Genomic DNA, 21994 nt, shown 5'->3' with positions numbered 1-21994 from the left:
TGCTAAATAAAAGGTGATAGCTTAAATCGAAACATCAAAGACTATCCAGAACTGAAAAAAGTCTATATGATGACGACCCCTGTGGAACAATCTCCGCATGGGCGGTAGATAAAAACACTTGCATATCACCATATTTTTTGCGTATAGATGTACGTATATGATGAGGAATGCCCTATATGGCGAATGATAACCAAACCCAAGTCTTGGATGAACATACAGATGTTGTAGATGACAAATCTACCAAGCGCGTACGTAAAGCAAAGCCGAAGGCAACAGAAGGTGGTTCTACTGCGAGCTTATTTGGTATTGAACCTTATCAGCCAAAAAAGAATGAAGAATACATGTCTGAAGGACAGCTTGAGCACTTCCGTCAGATTTTACTGGCATGGAAAGCAGAGCTCATGTCTGAAGTGGATCGTACCCTCAACACCATGCAAGACGAAAATACTGCATTGCCTGACGTAAATGACCGTGCAACGCAAGAAGAAGAATTTGCAATTGAATTAAGAACACGTGACCGTGAACGTAAGTTGATTCGTAAAATTGAACAATCGATTGAAGCCATCAAAAATGATGATTACGGTTTCTGTGAAACTTGTGGTATCGAAATTGGTTTACGCCGTTTAGAAGCACGTCCAACTGCGACTCTATGTATTGATTGCAAAACCTTGGCGGAAATCAAAGAGAAACAAAATAACGGTTAAGCATGTTATTCAATAATCCTCCCCTAACCCTTGCCTTACAGAAGGAAGGGGACAATAGGATGGCTTATGTGGGTCGGTTTGCGCCATCGCCAACCGGCCCTTTGCATTTTGGCTCCTTACTCACCGCCGTTGCGAGTTATTGCGATGCCAAAGCACAACAAGGGCAATGGCTGGTTCGTGTAGAAGATACCGATATTCCGCGTATTTATCCTGGCAGTGAACAGCATATTCTACAATGTCTAGAAGCCTTTCAACTTTATCCCGATGCTGAGATTATCTTCCAGAAAGATCGTCTAGCCCTTTATGAAACAGTCATTGAGCAGTTACATGCTATAGGTCAAGTCTATGCCTGTGCCTGTACCCGTAAAATGCTGGGCTCTAATCATATCTATGCAGGAACTTGTCGTGATTTAGGTCTGGCGTTTGAACATCAAGCCATTCGCGTTAAGGTGCAAGATCAACGTATTTGCTTTCAAGATCGCTTGCAAGGGCTACACTGTTGCAATTTAAAACAGGATTTGGGGGACTTCGTACTCAAACGTCGTGACGGCATTATCAATTATCAACTCGCTGTTGTTGTAGATGATTATTTACAAGGCATCACCCATGTAGTACGTGGTGCAGACCTGCTGGATAATACTGAACGTCAAATTTGGCTGGCGCAACTTTTGGGCTACCCTACCCTGAGTTACATGCATTTACCACTCGCCATGAATGATCAGGGACAAAAACTTTCGAAACAAAACCTTGCAAAAGCCTTAGACCCGAAGCAAGCACCTGAACTATTACAACAGGCGCTACATGCTCTGCATCAACCCGAAGTAGATATAGACCGACCTGAAATCATGCTGCAACAGGCTGTGGCGCAGTGGAATACCGATCTCATTCCTCACTGTATCGAATTGGAAGGACACTATCTCTAATGCTAGAGAAAATAAAAAACCTCTCATCTGATTAGACAAGAGGTTTTCAAATTAAAATATATGCTGCTGAATTAGACACACACCCAATAGGCTTAGAAGCTTGATTCTTCCTTACTTGGGTTAATGTCTTGCGTGGTTGCATCAATTTTCAGAATTAAGCTGATCATCACTGCACACATAATTAAAGATGAACCACCATAACTAATAAAAGGCAAAGTTAAACCTTTGGTCGGTAACATCCCCATATTCATACCCGCATTGACCAGAATTTGCAGCAAGAAAATAATGCTGATGCCATAAGCCAGATAACCTGCGCGCAAGTATTGATTGCGGAGCGCACGATGACCAATTTTAATACAGCAGACCAACATCCCAAAAGACAAAAGCAATACCACAGTAATACCTAAAAAGCCGAATTCCTCTCCTAACACTGCCAACATAAAGTCGGTATGTGCTTCAGGTAAATACGACATTTTTTGGATACTGTGACCCAGACCTACACCGACCCACTCACCACGACCAAAGGCCATCAATGCGTTCGACAACTGATAACCTGCCCCCAAAGGATCGTTCCAAGGGTTAGAGAACGACATCAGACGCTCAAAACGGTAAGGCTCAAATACAATCAGGAAAAAGAATGCAGTTAGAATCGCACCAAGCGCAATACCAAACTGAATTACGGGTGCGCCTGCTAAAAAGAACACACCCAACATCATCAACACAATCACCACTGTTGCACCTAAATCGGGTTCAGCAATAATCAAACCAACCGTTAAAATCATGATTGCAGCAAGCCGTACCAAACCTTTAACGTTGTTTCGGACTTCCGCAGCACGGCGCACAACATAATCGGCTGTAAAGATGGCCATCATGACCTTAGCAACTTCCGTGGCTTGCAAGGTAAAGCCAGCTATACGAATCCATCGTGTGGAACCATTCACCTCTGTCCCGATCACCAAGACGGCAGCGAGCAAGGCAATGGTGATGAGCCACAAGGAAAAAGTATTATTGAACCATACGTTCAGCGAAACCCGATAAGCCAAAAATGCGGCAATGCCAGCCACTACAATGGAAATAGCATGGCGTACAACATAATGGAATGGATTCTCCAACATTCGATCTGCATAAGGCATGGAAGCCGAAGCCACCATGATAGAACCTAAACACAGCAAAGCAATCACACAAAAAATCAGCACATTTCTTGCCGTAAATTCCGCTGGAATTCGCGGACTGACACGGTCATAAAATTGTTGAAATTTATTGATCGTTGTCTGAGCTAAACCTGCCATACAACTCTCTCCTTATCATTCTTTTAAGTTAGAGCATTCACACAATCGACAAACTGATGACCACGATCACCATAACTTTTAAACATATCAAAACTTGCACATGCTGGAGACAATAGCACCACATCATGTGGCTGGGTATGTGCTTGGCACAATGCTACTGCTTCTTTTAATGTTGCAGCATGCAAGATAGTCGTAGTTCCTGCAATCGCGTGTTCGATCAGGTTAGCATCTTCACCAATCAACACCGCAAGTTTAGCGTATTTTGCCAGTGAATCTTTCAAAGCAGTAAAATCTTGTCCTTTCCCTTGTCCACCCAAGATAATCGCTACTTTACCTTGCTGAGCTTCAATCGAAGCTCCTAATCCATCAATTGCAGCCAAAGTTGCACCAATATTGGTGCCTTTAGAATCATTATAATATCGGACTTGGCTCACCTCTTTCACAAATTCACAGCGATGTTCTAAACCTTTAAAATGCTTCAAAGTATTCAACATCGACTCAAGTGGTAAGCCAATCGCCTCACCTAAAGCCAAACATGCTAAGGCATTTGCGACATTGTGCGTACCTTGAATGTACATGTCCGAACTTCTCAATAAACGCTCACGACCACGTGCCAACCAGATGGTACCATCATCATCTTTTAAAATGCCGTATTGATTCAGATCTGGTGCATTTAAGCCAAAACTTTGCAATGGCGTCACATCGGGTACCAAAGGACGAGTTAACGAATCATCACGGTTGTACACCACTTTTTTCACACCTTGGAAAATACGGTGTTTGGCTTGGTGATAGCCCCACATATCGCCATGACGGTCTAAATGGTCTTCACTCATATTCAAGACTACTGCAACCTCAGCATTCAAGTTCGAAGTCGTTTCAAGCTGAAAGCTCGATAATTCAAGAATATACAGTTCTGGATCATCCTTGGTTAAATCCAACGCTGGTCGTCCTAAATTACCACCTACAGCAACTTTCTTACCTGCTTCTTGAGCCATGAGACCAAATAACGTGGTCACGGTACTTTTTGCATTTGAACCTGTAATTGCCACAATCGGTTTGTCCGTGGCACGGCGTAATACCTGAATTTCGCTGACAACTGGAATTTGATGTGCAATCGCAGCTTGTAATTCGGGTAATTTCAAATCCAAACCTGGACTGACAATAATTTCTTCAGCTTGTAATAAAAGTTCTCGATCTAATTGACCAAAACTGGTTTGTACCTCGGCAGGAATTTGATCATGCCCTGGCGGAGTTGCTCGTGAATCTGTTACTGCAACGCGGTAGCCCTTCTCATGTAAGAAATTTACTGCTGCAATACCTGAAATTCCAAGTCCTGCAACGACTTTTAATCCACCACGCTGTATTAACATTTTTGCCCCATGTTTTGGTTGATTGGTAAAACTGACAAAATGTTAGCACTTTGCTGTTTTGAATGCTTTTTCTGTTTTGACTTTCTCTCTGTTTTTTTGTGTCAGCGCGTAAAAAAGCCGTCAAATTTGACGGCTTTTTTGTGAATTAAGCAAAATGGATTATTTCCACTTCACTGCTTGAATCTCAGCAGTTTTATTCGCGTTGGGTGCATCCTCTTGGCTACAGCCACAACCGCCACCACAACCTGCAACAGGCACAGGCTTCAGCCATTTAGATAGCGTGTTCCAACCCTGCTTTTGCGTAAATTCTGCCAATACGCCAAAGGTTTTATTGGACGTTTTCGGAAACACTTTCTTAAACACTACCAGTGTACTCCACAGCACCAAGGCTGCAACAATCAGAATTTCAACCATGTTCAGAGTCTCCTTGCAGATTAACCTAAATAGTGCGACGCAATTTGAAAAGTCAGGAATGACATCAAATACGCTAAACCAAATAAATACGCGGTCATAAAGCTCACGGTTTTCCATGAACCTGTTTCACGACGTACAGTTGCTAAAGTCGCTAAACAATGTGGCGCATAAACAAACCAGACCAATAAAGACAAACCTGTTGCCAAAGACCACCCTAAGTCACTATTACCACCAATGATTGCCGCCAATCCTTGCGACATAGCATCATCATCCACCGCAGATAAAGCATAGACTGTGCCCAAAGCCGCAACGACAACCTCACGTGCCGCCATAGCTGGAATCAAGGCAATACAAATCTGCCAGTTAAAACCCAAGGGGGCAAAGATAGGCTGCATGATATGCCCCAACATTCCTGCGAAGGAATAATCGATATCCGGCAGAGTTGCGCCCGCAGGCGGCTGAGGGAAAGTACACAAGAACCACAGCAAAATAGAAAGCGCGAAAATAATGCCACCAACACGTTTCATAAAGATTTTGGTACGATCCAACAAACCAATACCGACACTTTTTAGGTCAGGAAAACGGTAACTTGGCAGCTCCATCAGCAACGCATGTTGCGATTTATCTTTTTGGAAAAATTTCAATACAAATGAAACAATTAACGCACTGAAAATGCCTGCCATATACAAAGCAAATAGCACCAAGCCTTGCAAATTAAAAATTCCCCACACGGTTTGCGCAGGAATAAATGCCGCAATTAATAAAGCATATACAGGTAGACGTGCCGAACAGGTCATTAGTGGGGCCACAAAAATTGTGGTTAAACGATCACGTGGGTCACTGATACTACGGGTTGCCATAATTCCAGGAACCGCACAGGCAAAGCTAGACAGCAATGGAATAAATGCACGTCCACTCAAGCCTGCTTTAAACATTAATTTATCCAGTAAAAATGCAGCACGCGGTAGATAGCCCGATTCTTCCAAGACCAAAATAAAGAAGAACAGAATAATAATCTGAGGCAAAAACACTACAACACCGCCAGCACCCGCAATAATTCCGTCAACCACTAAACTATGCAATAAAGGTTGCGAGATGGATGCCCCAATCACTTCACCTAGCCAGCCAAATAAACTTTCAATCCCATCCATAAACGGAGCGGCCCAAGCAAAAACCGCTTGGAAAACCACAAACATCATCACCGCAAGTGTGACTAAGCCAAGTACGGGATGTAAAAAAATACGATCAAGGAAATCAGAACGTTTATCTTCTTGGTCCGCATACTGAACGACGTCATGCAAAATTGTGGCGATTTTTTGGTGATGTGAACCTTTTAGACCACTCAATTCTGTATGAGGTACGGCATATTTGGCCTGATCTAAAGCATTCAATAAGTTTTCGATGCCTGCATTACGCACCGCAACGGTTTCAGCAACAGGAATCCCCAAACGTTCAGACAATTTCTGGGTATTGATCTGCATGCCACGACGGCGTGCTTCATCCATCATGTTTAGAACTAGTAGAATTGGACGGCCCAATTCAATCATTTCTAGAACTAGACCTAAATGCAGTTTTAAGTTGGTGGCATCTACCACACATAAAAATGCATCCTGATGCCCTTCTTCTACAATTTTACCTTGTACTACATCACGGGTGATGGCTTCGTCGGGGCTAGTTGCATCTAAGCTGTAAGTTCCAGGCAAGTCCAAGACTCGAACGGCTTTCCCTGAAGGTAAAGAGAACTGACCCATTTTACGTTCAACCGTCACGCCCGCATAGTTCGCGACCTTTTGACGAGTTCCTGTTAAATGGTTAAATAATGAGGTTTTACCACAGTTAGGATTCCCGACAAGGGCAATACGCAACGCATCACTCATGCAGGTGCTCCTTCCATTTCAACTTCAATTTTTGCAGCTTCAACTTTTCTTAGTGCGAAACGGGTAAATCCAACCTGAATTAAAATCGGATCGCCACCAAAAATACCTTTTGTCACCACCTGAACGGAAGTACCAGGCACAAAACCTAAAGTCTCTAAACGACTTGCTATCAGGTCAGTCTGAACTGCATCGCCATCCACATGACGTTTAACATTCCGGATGATGGCCGTTTGCTTGACTTTCAAATCAGATAAAAGCACCGCACTAAACCCTAAAATATTTTACTGTAGTATACACGCAAATGAGAATAATTACCAAATAAGGTTAGATTCCTATTCGCATTCACTTTATACCACAAGGTCCACTCAGAAAAATGTTGTAAAATTAGTTAAGATAAACAATCTAAATCGGTTTCCTGAATTCTAAGCACGAATGTTAAATAAAAAACCTAGAATACCTACACCTATCCAAATTCCAGAAAAACTCAGCTTTCTTCAGGGTTTCCGTGACTATTTAATTGCACAAACCGTTAGCCCCCATACACGCAATGCCTATCTTTCCGACCTGATTCAATGCAGCGAATGCCACAACAAAGCCTTGATTGATTGGCAAAGTGAAGACATTGCAGATGTATTGCTGAGCCTCACTCAACAAGGAAAAAGCCCGCGTTCTATCGCCCGTTGCCTTTCAGCCCTACGTTCTTTTTTTAAATTTTTAAGAGAACAAAAACTACGAAGTGACAACCCTGTTGCTAGTCATCGCACCCCGAAAATTGGACGTGCCTTACCTAAAGATCTTTCAGAACAAGACGTAGAAGCCCTAATTCTTGCACCAGATACCAGTACTGCATTGGGCTTACGCGACCGTGCTATGTTTGAAGTCTTATACGCCTGTGGCTTACGTGTATCAGAATTGTTAAATTTACGTTTAGAACTGATCAATTTAAAACAAGGTTATCTACGGATTGTCGGTAAAGGCAACAAAGAACGTTTGGTGCCTTTAGGACAAGTGGCTTCTGAATGGATTGAACGCTATCTGGCACAAGCCCGACCAAGTCTGTATAAATCGGCAACTGACTATGTGTTCCTCACCCAACAAGGTGGGATTATGAGTCGGCAAAATTTCTGGTATGCCATTAAGCGCTATGCCCTACAGGCTGGCATTCAAGCAGAACTTTCACCGCATACCATGCGTCATGCATTTGCCACCCATTTACTCAACCATGGTGCGGATTTACGTGTGGTACAAGTATTATTGGGACATAGTGATTTATCGACCACACAAATTTATACTCATGTGGCACAAGTTCGTATGCAGCAACTACATGCCGAGTTCCATCCACGAGCCTAGACCATAAATTAAATACGCTCACAGAGTCCACACCAAGAAATACCACGCTACAAAGATTTTTTTGTTATGCTAGCTTCCTGTTTTTATACCTAAAAGAAAGGGTTTTATATGTCATTTACCCGCACAAAATTATTTATTGCATGTACCTTGGCAGGCAGTTTAGCTCTCACGGCATGTTCAAATTCAAATAATGATGACAAAAAGCAAAATACGCTCACAGCGAGTGCACCTGCCACTGGAGAAGCATCAAATCTCTCTGAACGCAATGCACAACAACGCCTGATTAAAACTTTAGAGCAACATTTTAAAACTGCGGGTATTCAGGCCAAAATTATTGATATCAAACCCACCGAAGTCCCTAATCTGTATTGGGTGAACTTGGAAGGCATGAGTTCAGTCTATGCCACCAGTGACGGTAAATTCTTAATTCAAGGCGATGTCATTCGCTTAGGTGATAAAAAGCTACATAATGTCAGTGAGAACTTGCAAGCTGCAGCCAATAAAAAGCATTTAGCCAACTTAAAAACAGAAGATCTCTTGGTTTATCCAGCGCAAGGTAAAACGAAACATGTGGTTTATGTGTTTACCGATGCAAGCTGCCCGTATTGCCACAAATTGCACGAACATATTCCTGAAATTACCGCTAAGGGTATCGAAGTTCGTTACATTGCTTGGCCACGTGGCGAACAGTTTATGCCTGCCATGGAAAGCGTATGGTGTAGTGCAGATCGTCGTGCGGCATTTGACCAAGCGATTGCAGGTGCTCAATTACCTGCTGCTACCTGTAAAAACCCTGTCCGCGATCAATATCAACTGGGCCTGAATATGGGCGTGAATGGTACACCTGCGATCTATAATACTGAAGGTGTTTATTTAGGCGGATACCTCAGCCCTGAAGAATTAGAGCAGCGCTTAAATAACTAATTTTTATTTGTTATTTTACTATTAGTTATAGGTGGAGATTATCTTCTCTCCACCCTAGAGTCTGAGCGTTTTTTTAGCTATGATCTAGATTCGCGTAAAATTGAAGAAATAAATGGAGTGTGACGTGAAACCAGTTCGTCTGGCAATCCTCGGTCTTGGAACTGTGGGTGGTGGTGCCCTTAAACTACTAAAAGAAAACGCTGCTGAAATTAAACGTCGCACCGGTCGAGGAATTGAAATTACCCATGTCGGTACTCGTCGTCCGCGTCCAGACCTTGATCTTCCAGCTTCTGTAAAACAAAGTGCAGACCTGATGGACATCGTACGTCAACCCGATGTCGATGTTGTTGTAGAGGTTATGGGCGGGATTCATCCTGCCTATGAAGTCATCATGGAAGCCATCAAGCATGGCAAACAAGTCGTAACCGCCAACAAGGCTTTATTGGCTGAACATGGCAATGAATTATTTAAAGCGGCAGAAGACAATGCCGTACAAATCGCCTATGAAGCTGCCGTTGCAGGCGGTATTCCAATTATCAAAGTTATTCGTGAAGGTTTGGCTGCCAATAAAATTGATTGGTTGGCAGGCATCATTAACGGTACAGGCAACTTCATCCTGACTGAAATGCGTGACAAAGGTCGTGCCTTTGAAGATGTATTACAAGAAGCGCAAGAATTAGGTTATGCAGAAGCTGATCCAACCTTCGACGTTGAAGGGATTGATGCTGCACATAAATTGACTATTTTAGCTTCTTGTGCATTTGGTATTCCTTTACAGTTTGACAAGGTCTATACCGAAGGCATCAGTAAAGTCACAGCACAAGATGTCAAATATGCTGAAGAACTCGGTTTCCGCATCAAACATTTGGGGATTGCACGTCGTGCAGAAAAAGGCATTGAACTACGCGTTCATCCGACCCTTATTCCAGCCGAAGAACTGATTGCCAATGTGAATGGTGTAAAAAATGCCGTTCTGGTTCAAGCCAATGCCGTAGGTCCAACCTTGTATTACGGTGCGGGTGCAGGTGCAGGTCCAACAGCGTCTGCTGTTGTTGCCGATGTAGTAGATATCGTTCGCGATATTTCCTATACCGAAGATGGTGCAGGAACTATTCCTCAATTGGCATTTGAAGCATTAACCGATATGCCAATCTTAAGCCGTGAAGAAATGACCACAGGATACTACATTCGTTTGAATGCCGAAGATCAAACTGGTGTGCTCGCTGACGTCACCACCATTTTAAGTCGTGCAGGTATCAGCATTGATGCCATCATGCAGCAATCACGCTTAAAAGACCTGATTCCAATCGTGATTCTGACCGATCCAGTGGTTGAATCGAAGATGGATGAAGCATTAAAGCAAATCCAAGCCTTGCCAGCTATTCATGGCGAAATTGTGCGAATTCGTTTAGAATCGCTTGATAATTAATCGGGTCAAGGGGGCGATTCCCCCTTGCCAAGCTCTACCCATAATTGGAACATCATCATGTCGAATGCCAATCGTTATACTGGTTTAGTTGACCGTTATCGTGACCGTTTACCAGTGTCTGCTACTACTCGTGGAATCTCTTTAGGCGAAGGTAATACCCCGCTCATTAAGTTGGAGAATATTCCACGTATTATTGGTAAAGATGTTGAAATTTATGTGAAGTACGAAGGCTTGAACCCGACAGGCTCATTCAAAGACCGCGGCATGACTATGGCTGTGACCAAAGCGGTTGAAGACGGTTCAAAAGCAATTATCTGTGCATCTACAGGTAATACTTCTGCTGCGGCGGCTGCCTATGCAGCGCGTGCTGGCATTAAAGCATTTGTGTTAATTCCTGAAGGCAAAATTGCCATGGGTAAAATGGCGCAAGCAATGATGTATGGTGCAATCACCATGCAAATTCGCGGAAACTTTGACGATGGTATGCGCCTAGTGAAAGAAGTTGCGGATCAAGCACCTGTGACGATTGTTAACTCAATCAACCCGTATCGTTTACAAGGTCAAAAAACTATTGCTTACGAAATCGTTGAAGCTTTAGGCCGTGCGCCAGACTATCACTGCTTACCTGTAGGTAACGCGGGCAACATTACTGCACACTGGATGGGTTATACCGAAGCCGTAGCAAACCAACCTGCTGATCAGTTTGAACAGGTCGTTTATGATGCTGCCACAGATCAATTCACAGGTCCAAAACCTGAAGGCCTACCAACCATGGTGGGTTATCAAGCTGCGGGGGCTGCTCCATTCTTGCGTGGTGCGCCAGTTGAACATCCTGAAACAGTTGCAACCGCAATTCGTATTGGTAACCCACAAAGCTGGAACCATGCGAAAGCTGTAGTACGTGACTCTAAAGGCTGGTTCGATGAGCTACAAGATGCTGAAATTCTAGAAGCACAACGTTTGCTTTCTATGTATGAGGGCGTATTTGTAGAGCCTGCTTCTGCTGCTTCTATCGGTGGTGCAATTCGTGATATTAAAGCGGGTAAAATTGCTGAAGGTTCAGTCATTGTATGTACAGTAACGGGTAATGGTCTAAAAGACCCAGATACAGCCATCAAACAATGTGCTGATGCAGTTATGTTGTCAATTGATGCAACAATGAGCCAAGTAAAAGATTCGATTCTTTCAAATATGTAAGTTTCCACTTGCACTAAAAAAACCAGTTGCGAGCAACTGGTTTTTTTATTTCATGTCAAAGATTATTCTTCATCATATTCATAATCTTCATCATAACTATGCATTTTTGCGAGTTCTTTTTCCAAACGCTGAATTTCTTCTAACTCAATTTGCTTAACCTCAAATAAAGGTTGTTTGAGCAATGCATTCACTGCATATAAAGCTTCATTCTGCCACAGGCCAATATTTAAAATTTGTTTATCTTCATCATAGCTTAAAGCATAATCTGTCCGAATGAGTGCTTTTAACAAAATAGGCTGATCCGATAAGGACTCCAATGAACCTTCTAATTCAATATCTGAATAATCGTAATCCTTAAAGATAGATTCAATTTTATCCTTGAGTAATTCTGGGCTTTCAGCATAAATGAGCCCTGCAAAAAACTCGTCATGCTCTTCAAGCCATTGCTGTTTCTTGGTCGACCACAAACCATAAAACTTCACTTCATGATCAAAATGAACCAATTGAAATTTTTGCATTTCAGCCATTTGTACAAAGCTAAAAGTATCAGCATCACTCAAACTGCTTGGTAGCACATCTCGAGAAATCTCTCCATCTTGGTAAATGTGCTCACCACAACGTGAAAAAACAAATTCATCCAATTTTTTTAACGTGGCTTCATCTGCATCAAATAAAGATTCTACTTCGTATAGCGCAAAATCTCGTGCACCCTCAACCTCCAGCTTCTGATAAGCCGCTTCGGCTTCAGCCTGATCTTGAAAAACATTGCTAATACGATTGCCTGCAACATAAAAAACTTCATCGTTATAGCCGAAGTATTTTGCACGAATAACGTAGGTGGTCATAGCCATCTCCTGATTTTTAGCTACGCTTAAACGAAGCTTTGTTGTTTTCTTTGATGTAATGCTTGCGCACTTTGCGGAATTGCCATGCCATTATCCATCCACAGTTCAAAGTGCATCGCGTGGAAGATGTCATCTGGACTATAGACAATATTCTGTAAATTCGGTAATACGCCTATTCGCGGTAAAATATCGTAAATAAACCAACTGTTATGGGTAAAAAGTAAAGAATGCAACTTCCCTGTTTGTGCCAAAGGTGAAAGCATTAATTGGGATGCAATTGGGTTTTGGGCGTAGACTTGATGTAATTGTTCTAAATGTCGTTCTAAATTTTGAGGTAATCGGCTTGTATCAATGGCGTGAACAAAGTCACTTAAAGTAGGAATAAAGCGCTGCTGATAATCTACCAATAAATGATCACGTTCACATAGGTCTTTTATATCAATCGATTTGCCAGCACTGTTCTGAACACTATGACCAAATATCGGGATCACAACTGAATTTATTCCCCACAGGGTATGTAAAATTCGATGTCGAGCATCACTGCACAAGCTTTTGGTACTATCAATAAATGCATGTAATTCATAATAATCTTCTGGCTCGCCTCCCCAACGTTTCGCTGAAATTCGAGCATGTTGCATCGCATTCATAGTCAGACTCAGTCATGATCTTGTTATTTCGCTATCATACGTATTCTACACACAAAAAATAGTCAAAAACTCATCTTTAAGACAAGCTGTGTCGCAGTTCATAGGCATAAAAAAACTCTTCATTAAGAAGAGTTTTATAAGATAGAAATTAAATTCGTTTTGGTAACTGACTTGCCCACGTCATTAAACGGGTCGCATCTTCAGTTCGACTTTGAGATGTACTTGCGCCTAAAATCACCACAACTGCTGGACGAGAATTCAAGGTGGTATGCATCACGACACAACGCCCTGCCTCATTGATATAACCTGTTTTGGACAGGTTGATATTCCAACCACCGTTACGCACTAAAGCATTGGTATTGTTTGATTTTAATACTCGATACCCCAAGTTAAAATCGTAACTTGCCGTGGTTGAAAATTGACGAATTAAACCATATTGCGATGCAGTACTCACCAAAATTCCCAAATCACGTGCTGATGCGACATTGTGTGGATCAAGTCCTGTAGATTCAACATAATGGGTTGAATTCATGCCCAATGCACGCGCTTTGGCATTCATTGCCGCAATGAAAGCACTACGTCCTCCTGGATACGTTCGCGCTAACGCTGCTGCCGCTGGATTTTCCGATTTCATTAAAGCAAAAAGCAACGCTTCTGCACGGTTCATGCTATCCCCTGCACGTAGCGTTGAACTCGAATTTTTACCACCTGCTCCTGCAAAATCGACCGACTGTAAGGTAATTTCCTCAGACATGTCTAAACGTGCATCAGCAATAACAACTGCTGTCATTAATTTAGTAATTGAAGCAATTGGTAATGCAGCATTGGTATTTTTACTATAAAGCACCTCACCTGTTTGTGCATCCATGACCAGCGCTGCACGGGCACTTACAGAAGGTTGACTACTATAACCCGCAGAGGTATCAATAATATGAACCGTTTTCGGCGCAGAATAGGTTGGTACCCCTTTTGAGCTGCGAACCGTCGTGGTGACTTTGGTTGATCCTTGCGGAGACACTTCCTCAGCAAGTGAAGAAACATCACTATTTAATAATTGACTCGCTTCCTCTGAAGACCAGTTCATTGAAGCCTGACCAACACTCCCCGAGGAAGGATTAATGACGAGTTCAGCAAAGCTGGTTGAACTCAGGCTGAGTAGAATAGACATACTCAACACATGCATGAATGACTTCTTAGAATTTTTCACAATCGTTTACTCAACTCAGGGAGGTAAGATACATTTGCGTATTACCTCAAATATGCCTTACATTTACACAGCAACGGGAATTTTCTGTTCGCGCTATTGTGCAAAACTTTTAATTTCGGAATAAGAATAGGATTGCTAATTTTGTCGTTTCATTGCAAGCTTATTTTGCTTTATGTAACAAAAATGATGTAATTTTTTTAGCCAGAGGGAGAAATCGGTGATTACAGTTTTAGTGGTGGATGACCATGAATTAGTCCGTACTGGTATTTGCCGTATGCTAGAAGATCATGCTGATGTACAAGTGATTGGTCAGGCGGAATCTGGTGAAGAAGCTATTAATCTCGTTCGCCAACATCACCCCAACGTTGTCTTACTCGATGTTAATATGCCTGGCATTGGTGGCGTAGAAACTACTCGCCGTTTGTTACAAACTGCGCCTGAGACCAAAGTTTTGGCCGTGAGCGGTCTAGCCGAAGAACCTTATCCTTCTTTACTCCTTAAAGCTGGTGCTAAAGGCTATATCACCAAAGGTGCTCCTGTCAGTGAAATGGTTCGTGCCATTAATAAAGTCATGCAAGGTGGCAAATACTTCAGCGCCGATATTGCAGAGCAACTCGCAAGCTCTTATTTATCCGACACGCAACAATCACCGTTTGACGCTCTGTCTGAGCGTGAAATGCAAGTCGCCATGATGGTGGTAAACTGTATTAGCGCGCAAGAAATTGCAGATAAACTTTTCGTGAGTGTAAAAACAGTCAATACCTATCGTTACCGTATTTTTGAAAAACTAAATATCGATAGCGATGTAAAACTCACACATCTAGCGATTCGTTACGGTCTCATCAAACCTTAAAATAAAACTATAACTTTCAATATCATAATCGGTTTGCAGCATGCAACATTCCCAATATTTCGAATTAAATCAATACTTTTTTGGGCTGTGGTATGCCGCTTACCGCTTATTAATCACCAGTTGTCTGGTCCTGATTTTTATTCTGACCCAAGATGAACTAGCAAACAACTACGAATTTCCTCAACTGTATTTTTATGTACTCTGGGGTTATTTTTTCATTAACTGCGTACAGTTTTTTAATCTCAAACATTTTAAACAGCATATTCCGCAGCAGTTTGCATTCATTTTTATTGTCGATGTTATTGCCTTAAGCCTACTCACCATCGCCACCAATGGTCCAAGTTTAAGTATCAGTATTCTGTTCTTAACCACCATTTTTGCCGCTTCATTACTCCTCAAGACACAAAAAGCCTTAATTATTACCCTCATTGCGGTGATTGCTGTTATCTATCAACAATTCTTGATCAGCTTTCTAACCCAACACTCGTTTCATAATTTGGGTAATAGTGTCATCTTGGCGGTTTTATTTTTTGTCTTTTATGCTTGTGGGCAAATTGCAGTTCGACGTTTTCAGCTGCTCGATCATGTCAACTTTTCCCAATCGCAGGAATTAAAACGCCTGCAAAATATTAATCGCTATATCTTAGAGCAAATTGAAACAGGCTATCTGGTCTTAGATGAAAACTGCCATATTGTTTTAAGTAACCCTGCCGCCTGTGCTTTATTGGGCATTGCGCCATTTTATGCCTTTGATAAATATCCACTGTATAAATTACAACCTGATTTGTTTGAGTTACTGAACTTTGATCAGGTACAAAACGGAGAGAAATTTCAGTTTGAATCTCAGCTTAGCCGCTACCATTTGCATATTGAAGTGCAGAAACTGATTGTACCACAGCAGGTACTGACACTTTTGGTGATTCAAGATGGGCAGAAAATGAATCAGCAGGTACAACAATTAAAATTGGCTGCTCTGGGACAACTCTCAGCCAGTATTGCACATGAAATTCGTAATCCATTAGCCGCTATTGTTCAGGCCAATGAACTCTTGCCACATAGTACGATTGATCAGCAGCAAACGCTGAGCCAAATGATTAGCAAGCAGACCAAACGCATTGATAAAATTGTGCAAGACACCTTAAGTATGGTGCGTAATCAAGCCACTCAACCCATTACCATTCAGCTTGATCATTTTATTCCTCTTTTTATTCAGGAAGATCTACCAGATCTTAAAACCAAAATCTTATGTCACATTGCTCCTCAACTCAGCTTAAATTTTGATGAGGCACAATTTAGACAGGTATTAATTAATTTAATTCGCAATGCAATCCGACATAATTCACCTGAACGCAGTACAATAGAACTCCACTGCTATACGCAGGATAAAAACATTCACATTGATGTGTGTGATTTTGGGGAAGGCGTGGCGATTCAGGATCAAGCCCACCTGTTTCAACCGTTCTTTAGTACTGCAATTACAGGAACAGGTTTAGGATTATATCTATCACATAGCTTTTGTGAGGCCAATCAAGCCCTCTTAAGCTATGTAGAACAACAACAGGGAGCTTGCTTTCGCATTCAATGCCGACAGCTGACTTAATAATTCAATTTTTACTGGGGTGTTATAGTGGCGCAACAACCACTCGTTTTATTTGTAGATGACGAAGAAGACCTATGTACGCTGATGCAAATGATGCTCAGCCGTATGGGGATCGAAACGCATGTAGCTTATCGTATAGCACAGGCCAAAAAAATGTTGTCTGAACATCATTATGATGTCTGTTTTACCGATTTAAATCTTCCTGACGGAAGTGGCTTGGAATTGGTTGAAGAAATTTCTCAACAATATCCGCAGTTACCTGTCGCAGTGCTGACAGCCTACGGCAATATGGATATTGCGATTGCCGCACTCAAAGCGGGAGCTTTTGACTTTGTCAGTAAACCGATTAAACAAACTCATCTTGAGCAACTCTTGCAAAAGGCTCTGAACAATCCTGTACAGCCACAAGCTTCTAGTGAAGATGCACTTGAACAACGAATGTTGATTGGTCAGTCTGCACCTATCGAACAACTCCGCGTGACTTTAAAAAAGATCGCTCGCTCACAAGCTCCCGTGTTTATTACAGGTGAATCTGGTACAGGCAAAGAAGTTGTTGCAAACTTGGTACATCGCCTCAGTAATCGCAACGAAGGCCCTTTTATTGCCATTAACTGTGGTGCGATTCCTTCTGACCTACTCGAAAGCGAGTTGTTTGGACACAAAAAAGGCAGCTTTACAGGTGCAACTCAAGACAAACAAGGTTTGATTCAATCGGCACATGGCGGAAGTTTATTTCTAGATGAAATTGCCGAACTACCACTGAATATGCAGGTCAAATTACTCCGTGCAGTTCAGGAAAAAGCCATTCGTCCAATTGGCTCAGATACTGAAATTGATGTCGATTTTCGAGTGATCAGTGCCAGCCATCAAGACTTAGAATCACTGGTGCAACAGGGTAAATTCCGACAAGACCTGTTTTTCCGCATCCATGTGATGGATCTGGTTCTCCCCCCTTTACGCGAGCGTGGTCAGGATATTTTAATTCTCGCGCAGCATTTTATTCAGAAAGTCTGCCGTGAATGGGAAATTGAAGTCAAAGCATTAACTACACGTGGCAAAGAATTCTTACTGGCACAGTACTATCCAGGCAATGTTCGTGAACTGCGTAATATTATCGAGCGGGCCATTACTTTAAGTGATGATGACTATATTGATGTACAGCATTTACAAAGTGCCCCGTTCCGCCGTAGCGTCAACACCCCAGTATTATCAATTGACCAAATGTTGACAGCACCTTCAGAATTAACGCTCGCGCCACGGAAACTGCCTGATGAAGGTTTGGAACTTTATCTAGAAAATATTGAAAAAGAGATTCTGCTCAATGCATTGAATATTACCCATTGGAATCGTACTTTAGCGGCCAAAAAACTAGGGATGTCCTTCCGTTCTTTGCGTTATCGCCTGAAAAAGTTTGGACTGGATACAGATGAATAATTAACGGCGATTCGCAACAATCTCTGCAACATGCTCTAGATAAGTCTCTTCTTTCATATCATGTTGCAAGGGATATAGCTGATCAGGCTGAATGCCAACCCCTTCAATCATTTTGCCTGATGGGGTGTAATAATGCGATACCGTCATTTGTAGTGCAGCGCCATTCGACAATGGGAACAGTTTCTGCACCACACCTTTACCATAACTTTTTTCTCCAACCACCCAAGCACGACGATGCTCTTTCATCGCAGCCGTAAAAACTTCTGCCGCTGATGCCGAACGAGTATTAATTAATATACCGACTTTAAGATTCTGAAACTCTGAGCTTGGTAGAGCTTGAAATTGCTGATTACCTTCAGAACGGCTTTTGGTAGTGACAATAATGCCCTGATTTAAAAATAGGTCTGCTGTTTCCACTGCTGCGGACAATAAACCACCAGGGTTATTTCGCAAATCAATCAGCACGGCCTTAAGACGAGATGGATTATTTTCTTCAATTAAACGCTTAATTTCATTGGCGGTATCTTGTTGGAATACCCGAACTTTAAGCAGTAGCACTTGGTTATGTAGCAGTTGTGCCTCAATGTCTGTTTCAATTTTCTTGGTCCGAACCAAGCTAATTGGCTTGGTGGTCTGCCCCAATTGCACACTCAAAGTCGAGCCAATCGAACCATACAACAACGCATTGACCTGTTCACGGTTCAACTTTCTTAATTCTTGATCATCAATTTTGAAAACGGAAACGCCATTACGCAAGCCTTGCTTATAGGCATCGGCTTCTGGCTTGAGTCCTTGAATCGTCCATTGTCGCTGATTGTCGTAATTTAAATTAAAATCGACTGAAGCCAAGTCACCATCGGTATATTGCACCAACTGCTTATAATCTTCGGGTGATAAATAACGAGAATAGCGATCTAAACCACTCACCAAACCTTGAATGGCTTGTTGGAAAAGTTGTTCATCATTTTTATTATCGACGTAATTGTCTTTGACAATGCCATAAATCTGGACAAACTGCTGAATCGATTCAACAGGGACTTCGGGATAACTTTGTTCGACTTCATCAAAATCTGGAGCAGTGTCAGTCTCATTCACTGCCCCAATTGCAGGTCCACAACACATGAATACCGCTGTTAAGGAAATAGCACATTTCAAGTGTTGTGTCATTGATTCACCTATAAAAAGCCAAATTAGGCTTGTAGGGTAATAAGGTTACGACCTTGCATTTCTGCTGGAACGGGTAAGTGCATCAAGTTTAACAAGGTTGGCGCTACGTCAGCCAATACACCACCTTCCGCGATTGTAGCTTGCGTTGGCCCCACATAAATAAACGGCACCAATTCCGTTGTATGTTGAGTATGCACTTGACCACTCACGTAGTCCTGCATTTGCTCTACATTACCGTGATCGGCAGTAATCAACATATGGCCTTTTTTAGCCATAACTGCATCGTAGACACGACCTAAACAGGTATCCACAGCTTCTACAGCTTTCACTGCTGCTTGGAATACACCTGTATGTCCGACCATGTCACCATTGGCATAGTTCACCACCAACAGATCATATTCACCCGAATTAATCGCCGCGACCAACTCATCAGTCACTTCATAAGCGCTCATTTCTGGTTTTAAATCATAGGTTGCCACATTCGGTGATGGAATTAGGATACGTTTTTCACCTGGATATTCATCTTCACGGCCACCACTAAAGAAGAACGTCACATGCGCGTATTTCTCAGTTTCCGCAATACGCAACTGTGTTTTACCCAAAGTCGAAAGGTATTCACCCAATGAATTATGCAATGCCTCAGGCATATAAGCCACAGGAGCATCAATAGTTGCTTGATAACGTGTCAACATGACGAACATCGACAAGTTCGGCACAACTTTACGTTCGAAGCCAGCAAAATCTTGCTCTACAAAAGCTTTGGTAATTTCACGCGCACGGTCAGCACGGAAGTTCATAAAGACAATGCTGTCACCGTCTTGAACTTTAGCCACATCACCAATGCGGGTTGCTTTGACAAATTCATCAGATTCATCGGCTGCATATGCTTGCTCTAAGCCTTCAACTGCCGTTGCTGCTGTACGAACTGCCTCACCTTCTGTCAATAAACGATAAGCTTGTTCCACGCGATCCCAGCGATTGTCACGGTCCATGGCATAGTAACGACCAATCAGGGTGGCAATACGTCCTTGATTTGGATATTGCGCAAATAAAGCATCGAGTTTTTCTAATGAAGGTTGTGCACTTTTTGGTGGTGTGTCACGACCATCTAAGAAGGCGTGTAAATACACCTTCGCACCACGTTTCAGTGCAAGCTCTGCCATCGCGACAATATGGTCTTCGTGTGAATGTACACCACCTTCTGAGAGCAAACCCATAATATGGACTGCACCTTGAGCGGCTTTGGCTTTTTCAACCGCATCAATCAAAACTTGCTGTTCAAAGAAAGCGCCTGTACGAATATCTTTGGTAATTCGAGTAAAGTCCTGATACAACACACGACCAGCACCCAAATTCATATGACCGACTTCAGAGTTACCCATTTGTCCATCTGGCAAGCCAACGTCTTCACCAGAACCAGAGATTAATCCATGCGGATGTTTTTGTTGCATAGCAGTCAAGTTTGGTCGTTGTGCTGCAAGGAAGGCATTATCTTTAACCGCTTCACGGTGTCCAATACCATCCATAATTACCAATACGTGGGGGACTTTGCCAGCAATTGCATCCGTCATGATTTACACTCTTGTCTATAAATTGGTCGCTATATCTTACCGAATTTTCGTGCAAGACTCCATGTATGCAACAGGCTTAAACTCACTTGTACAGATTGTTTTCGTCAATCTGTACAAATTCCTAGCGAGCACGGCGCAATAAATAACCACCAACCACAAACATAATGACAATCGGGACAAAGACGAACCAAGCGGGCGATGGACTATAGACCAAACTGGCATAACCCAGAAAATCTTGTAAATAGAAGAATCCTAAGCCAATAAATAAGGCAATCACCAAACGGAAACCCATGGATTGTTGGCGCAAAGGTCCGAAAATAAAAGAACAGGCGATTAAAACCAGTGCAATTAAAGCAAATGGCGAACCGACTTTTTGCCAGAATGCCAACTGATAGGTTTTTGGGACTTGGCTATATTCATGCATATACCGCATAAAACTCACCAGTTGGCTTGGTGATAAATCTTCAGGATCAATGGTCACCATGTGGACATATTTCGGTTGCAATGCCAAAGCCAAAGGTTGTTGCGCTGCATCACGTTTGATTGCATTGCCCGCATCCTGAATTGCCATTTGTTCGGTATCTTGCAAATTCCAACGACCATCCTGAACAAATTGTCCCTGTTCAGCATTCAGTACGCTATTCAAACGATATTCTTGGTCAAAATCAACCACTTGAATATTCCGCAATTGACCTTGTGAGTTGGCATAATCAATATAAATAAAGCGCTGCCCTTCTCGAGTCCAATAGCCTTTGACCTCACCTAACGCCGCAACGCTACGGTGACTTTTCACACTCTTGGCCTGTTCATTGGTATAAGGAATCACCCACTCACTTAAGACGAAGGATAAAATCACTAAAATTAAAGCCGAACGAATCACCCAGCCGACAATACGCCACAGGCTAATCCCGATGGAACGCATCACAATCAATTCACTGTTGGATGCCATTGTTCCCAAGCCTAATACCGCCCCAATTAAAGCAGCAATCGGCAAAATCTCATACAAGTACCGCGGTGCGCCCCATAAGACATAAATCAGCGCCTGCCAAGCAGTATAGGTATCGTTCAGTTCACTCAATTCGCCTAAATAGGTAAATAGAATCTGTAATACCGACAAGACCGCTGTCGCCCCCAACATGGCATAGGCTGTGGTCTTAGTCACATGTTTCGCGACAATACGACGTGCAAACATT

At 42.4% G+C, this 21994-nt stretch carries 20 protein-coding genes; 9 read left to right on the top strand and 11 right to left on the bottom strand.

All coding sequences use genetic code 11. The features are described from left to right. The first annotated feature begins 176 nt into the window (after positions 1–176). Together dksA and gluQRS are read left to right on the top strand one after the other, a co-directional pair. Entirely contained in the window at positions 177–704 is a 528-nt protein-coding gene (dksA, locus tag F4W09_RS13855; RefSeq protein WP_016168471.1) for an RNA polymerase-binding protein DksA, read from the top strand. Between the two features lie 2 nt (positions 705–706). Beyond that, a complete protein-coding gene (gene gluQRS / locus F4W09_RS13850) occupies positions 707–1627 on the top strand; it encodes a tRNA glutamyl-Q(34) synthetase GluQRS (RefSeq protein ID WP_016168472.1) in 921 nt (306 codons plus the stop codon). A gap of 92 nt (positions 1628–1719) precedes the next feature. On the opposite strand, the gene ftsW is transcribed toward gluQRS, so the two are convergent. The 5 genes from ftsW to F4W09_RS13825 all read right to left on the bottom strand — a co-directional run bounded on the left by ftsW (position 1720) and on the right by F4W09_RS13825 (position 6837). Further along, entirely contained in the window at positions 1720–2916 is a 1197-nt protein-coding gene (ftsW, locus tag F4W09_RS13845) for a putative lipid II flippase FtsW (protein WP_016168473.1), read from the bottom strand. A 23-nt stretch (positions 2917–2939) separates the two neighbouring features. Beyond that, complete coding sequence (murD, locus tag F4W09_RS13840; protein WP_016168474.1) at positions 2940–4286, bottom strand: UDP-N-acetylmuramoyl-L-alanine--D-glutamate ligase; 1347 nt, start codon at positions 4284–4286, stop codon at positions 2940–2942. Positions 4287–4445: 159 nt separating this feature from the next. Next, complete coding sequence (locus F4W09_RS13835; protein ID WP_016168475.1) at positions 4446–4700, bottom strand: DUF6587 family protein; 255 nt, start codon at positions 4698–4700, stop codon at positions 4446–4448. 20 nt (positions 4701–4720) lie between these two features. Beyond that, positions 4721–6577 carry a ferrous iron transporter B gene (gene feoB / locus F4W09_RS13830; protein ID WP_016168476.1) on the bottom strand — a complete coding sequence of 619 codons (1857 nt, stop codon included), beginning with the start codon at positions 6575–6577 and terminating at the stop codon, positions 4721–4723. Beyond that, positions 6574–6837 carry a FeoA family protein gene (locus F4W09_RS13825; protein ID WP_016168477.1) on the bottom strand — a complete coding sequence of 88 codons (264 nt, stop codon included), beginning with the start codon at positions 6835–6837 and terminating at the stop codon, positions 6574–6576. The genes feoB and F4W09_RS13825 overlap by 4 nt, the downstream gene beginning before the upstream one ends. A 172-nt stretch (positions 6838–7009) precedes the next feature. On the opposite strand from F4W09_RS13825, the gene xerD reads away from it, so the two are divergent. The 4 genes from xerD (at position 7010) to thrC (ending at position 11477) form a co-directional block, all read left to right on the top strand. After that, the gene (xerD, locus tag F4W09_RS13820) at positions 7010–7927 is read left to right on the top strand and encodes a site-specific tyrosine recombinase XerD (protein ID WP_016168478.1); all 918 of its coding nucleotides are present in this window, start codon (positions 7010–7012) and stop codon (positions 7925–7927) included. A gap of 108 nt (positions 7928–8035) precedes the next feature. Next, a complete protein-coding gene (locus F4W09_RS13815) occupies positions 8036–8851 on the top strand; it encodes a DsbC family protein (RefSeq protein ID WP_016168479.1) in 816 nt (271 codons plus the stop codon). Positions 8852–8975: 124 nt separating this feature from the next. Further along, positions 8976–10280, top strand: a complete 1305-nt coding sequence (locus F4W09_RS13810) for a homoserine dehydrogenase (protein ID WP_016168480.1) — start codon at positions 8976–8978, stop codon at positions 10278–10280. 57 nt (positions 10281–10337) lie between these two features. Continuing rightward, positions 10338–11477, top strand: coding sequence for a threonine synthase (thrC, locus tag F4W09_RS13805; RefSeq protein WP_016168481.1), 1140 nt, complete (start codon positions 10338–10340; stop codon positions 11475–11477). A 62-nt stretch (positions 11478–11539) separates the two neighbouring features. Here the strand turns inward: thrC and F4W09_RS13800 are convergent, their stop codons facing one another. From F4W09_RS13800 to pbpG, 3 genes are all read right to left on the bottom strand, one after another. Further along, entirely contained in the window at positions 11540–12322 is a 783-nt protein-coding gene (locus F4W09_RS13800; protein ID WP_151505104.1) for a hypothetical protein, read from the bottom strand. Positions 12323–12348: 26 nt separating this feature from the next. Next, positions 12349–12969 (bottom strand): DUF6915 family protein, encoded by a 621-nt coding sequence (locus tag F4W09_RS13795; protein ID WP_016168483.1) that lies wholly within the window; start codon positions 12967–12969, stop codon positions 12349–12351. Between the two features lie 148 nt (positions 12970–13117). Next, positions 13118–14176, bottom strand: coding sequence for a D-alanyl-D-alanine endopeptidase PBP7/8 (gene pbpG, locus F4W09_RS13790; RefSeq protein ID WP_026441107.1), 1059 nt, complete (start codon positions 14174–14176; stop codon positions 13118–13120). A gap of 217 nt (positions 14177–14393) precedes the next feature. Here pbpG and gacA point away from each other — a divergent pair, with 217 nt between their 5' ends. From gacA to F4W09_RS13775, 3 genes are read left to right on the top strand one after another with little or no spacing between them, the layout of a single operon-like run. Then, complete coding sequence (gene gacA / locus F4W09_RS13785) at positions 14394–15029, top strand: response regulator transcription factor GacA (RefSeq protein ID WP_016168485.1); 636 nt, start codon at positions 14394–14396, stop codon at positions 15027–15029. Positions 15030–15069: 40 nt separating this feature from the next. Then, the gene (locus tag F4W09_RS13780) at positions 15070–16629 is read left to right on the top strand and encodes a sensor histidine kinase (RefSeq protein ID WP_016168486.1); all 1560 of its coding nucleotides are present in this window, start codon (positions 15070–15072) and stop codon (positions 16627–16629) included. Between the two features lie 24 nt (positions 16630–16653). Next, complete coding sequence (locus F4W09_RS13775) at positions 16654–18063, top strand: sigma-54-dependent transcriptional regulator (protein WP_035302248.1); 1410 nt, start codon at positions 16654–16656, stop codon at positions 18061–18063. Here the strand turns inward: F4W09_RS13775 and F4W09_RS13770 are convergent, their stop codons facing one another. The 3 genes from F4W09_RS13770 to lptG form a co-directional block, all read right to left on the bottom strand. After that, positions 18064–19230 (bottom strand): S41 family peptidase, encoded by a 1167-nt coding sequence (locus F4W09_RS13770; RefSeq protein WP_016168488.1) that lies wholly within the window; start codon positions 19228–19230, stop codon positions 18064–18066. Between the two features lie 23 nt (positions 19231–19253). Further along, entirely contained in the window at positions 19254–20801 is a 1548-nt protein-coding gene (gene gpmI / locus F4W09_RS13765; protein ID WP_016168489.1) for a 2,3-bisphosphoglycerate-independent phosphoglycerate mutase, read from the bottom strand. Positions 20802–20922: 121 nt separating this feature from the next. Continuing rightward, the gene (gene lptG / locus F4W09_RS13760; RefSeq protein WP_016168490.1) at positions 20923–21993 is read right to left on the bottom strand and encodes an LPS export ABC transporter permease LptG; all 1071 of its coding nucleotides are present in this window, start codon (positions 21991–21993) and stop codon (positions 20923–20925) included. Between the last annotated feature and the right edge of the window lies 1 nt (position 21994).

The organism is Acinetobacter tandoii, from assembly GCF_008867985.1.
GTDB classification, from domain to species: Bacteria; Pseudomonadota; Gammaproteobacteria; order Pseudomonadales; family Moraxellaceae; genus Acinetobacter; species Acinetobacter tandoii.
The sequence above is the reverse complement of the archived record's forward strand: the minus strand, read 5'-3'. Positions and strand labels throughout refer to the sequence as shown.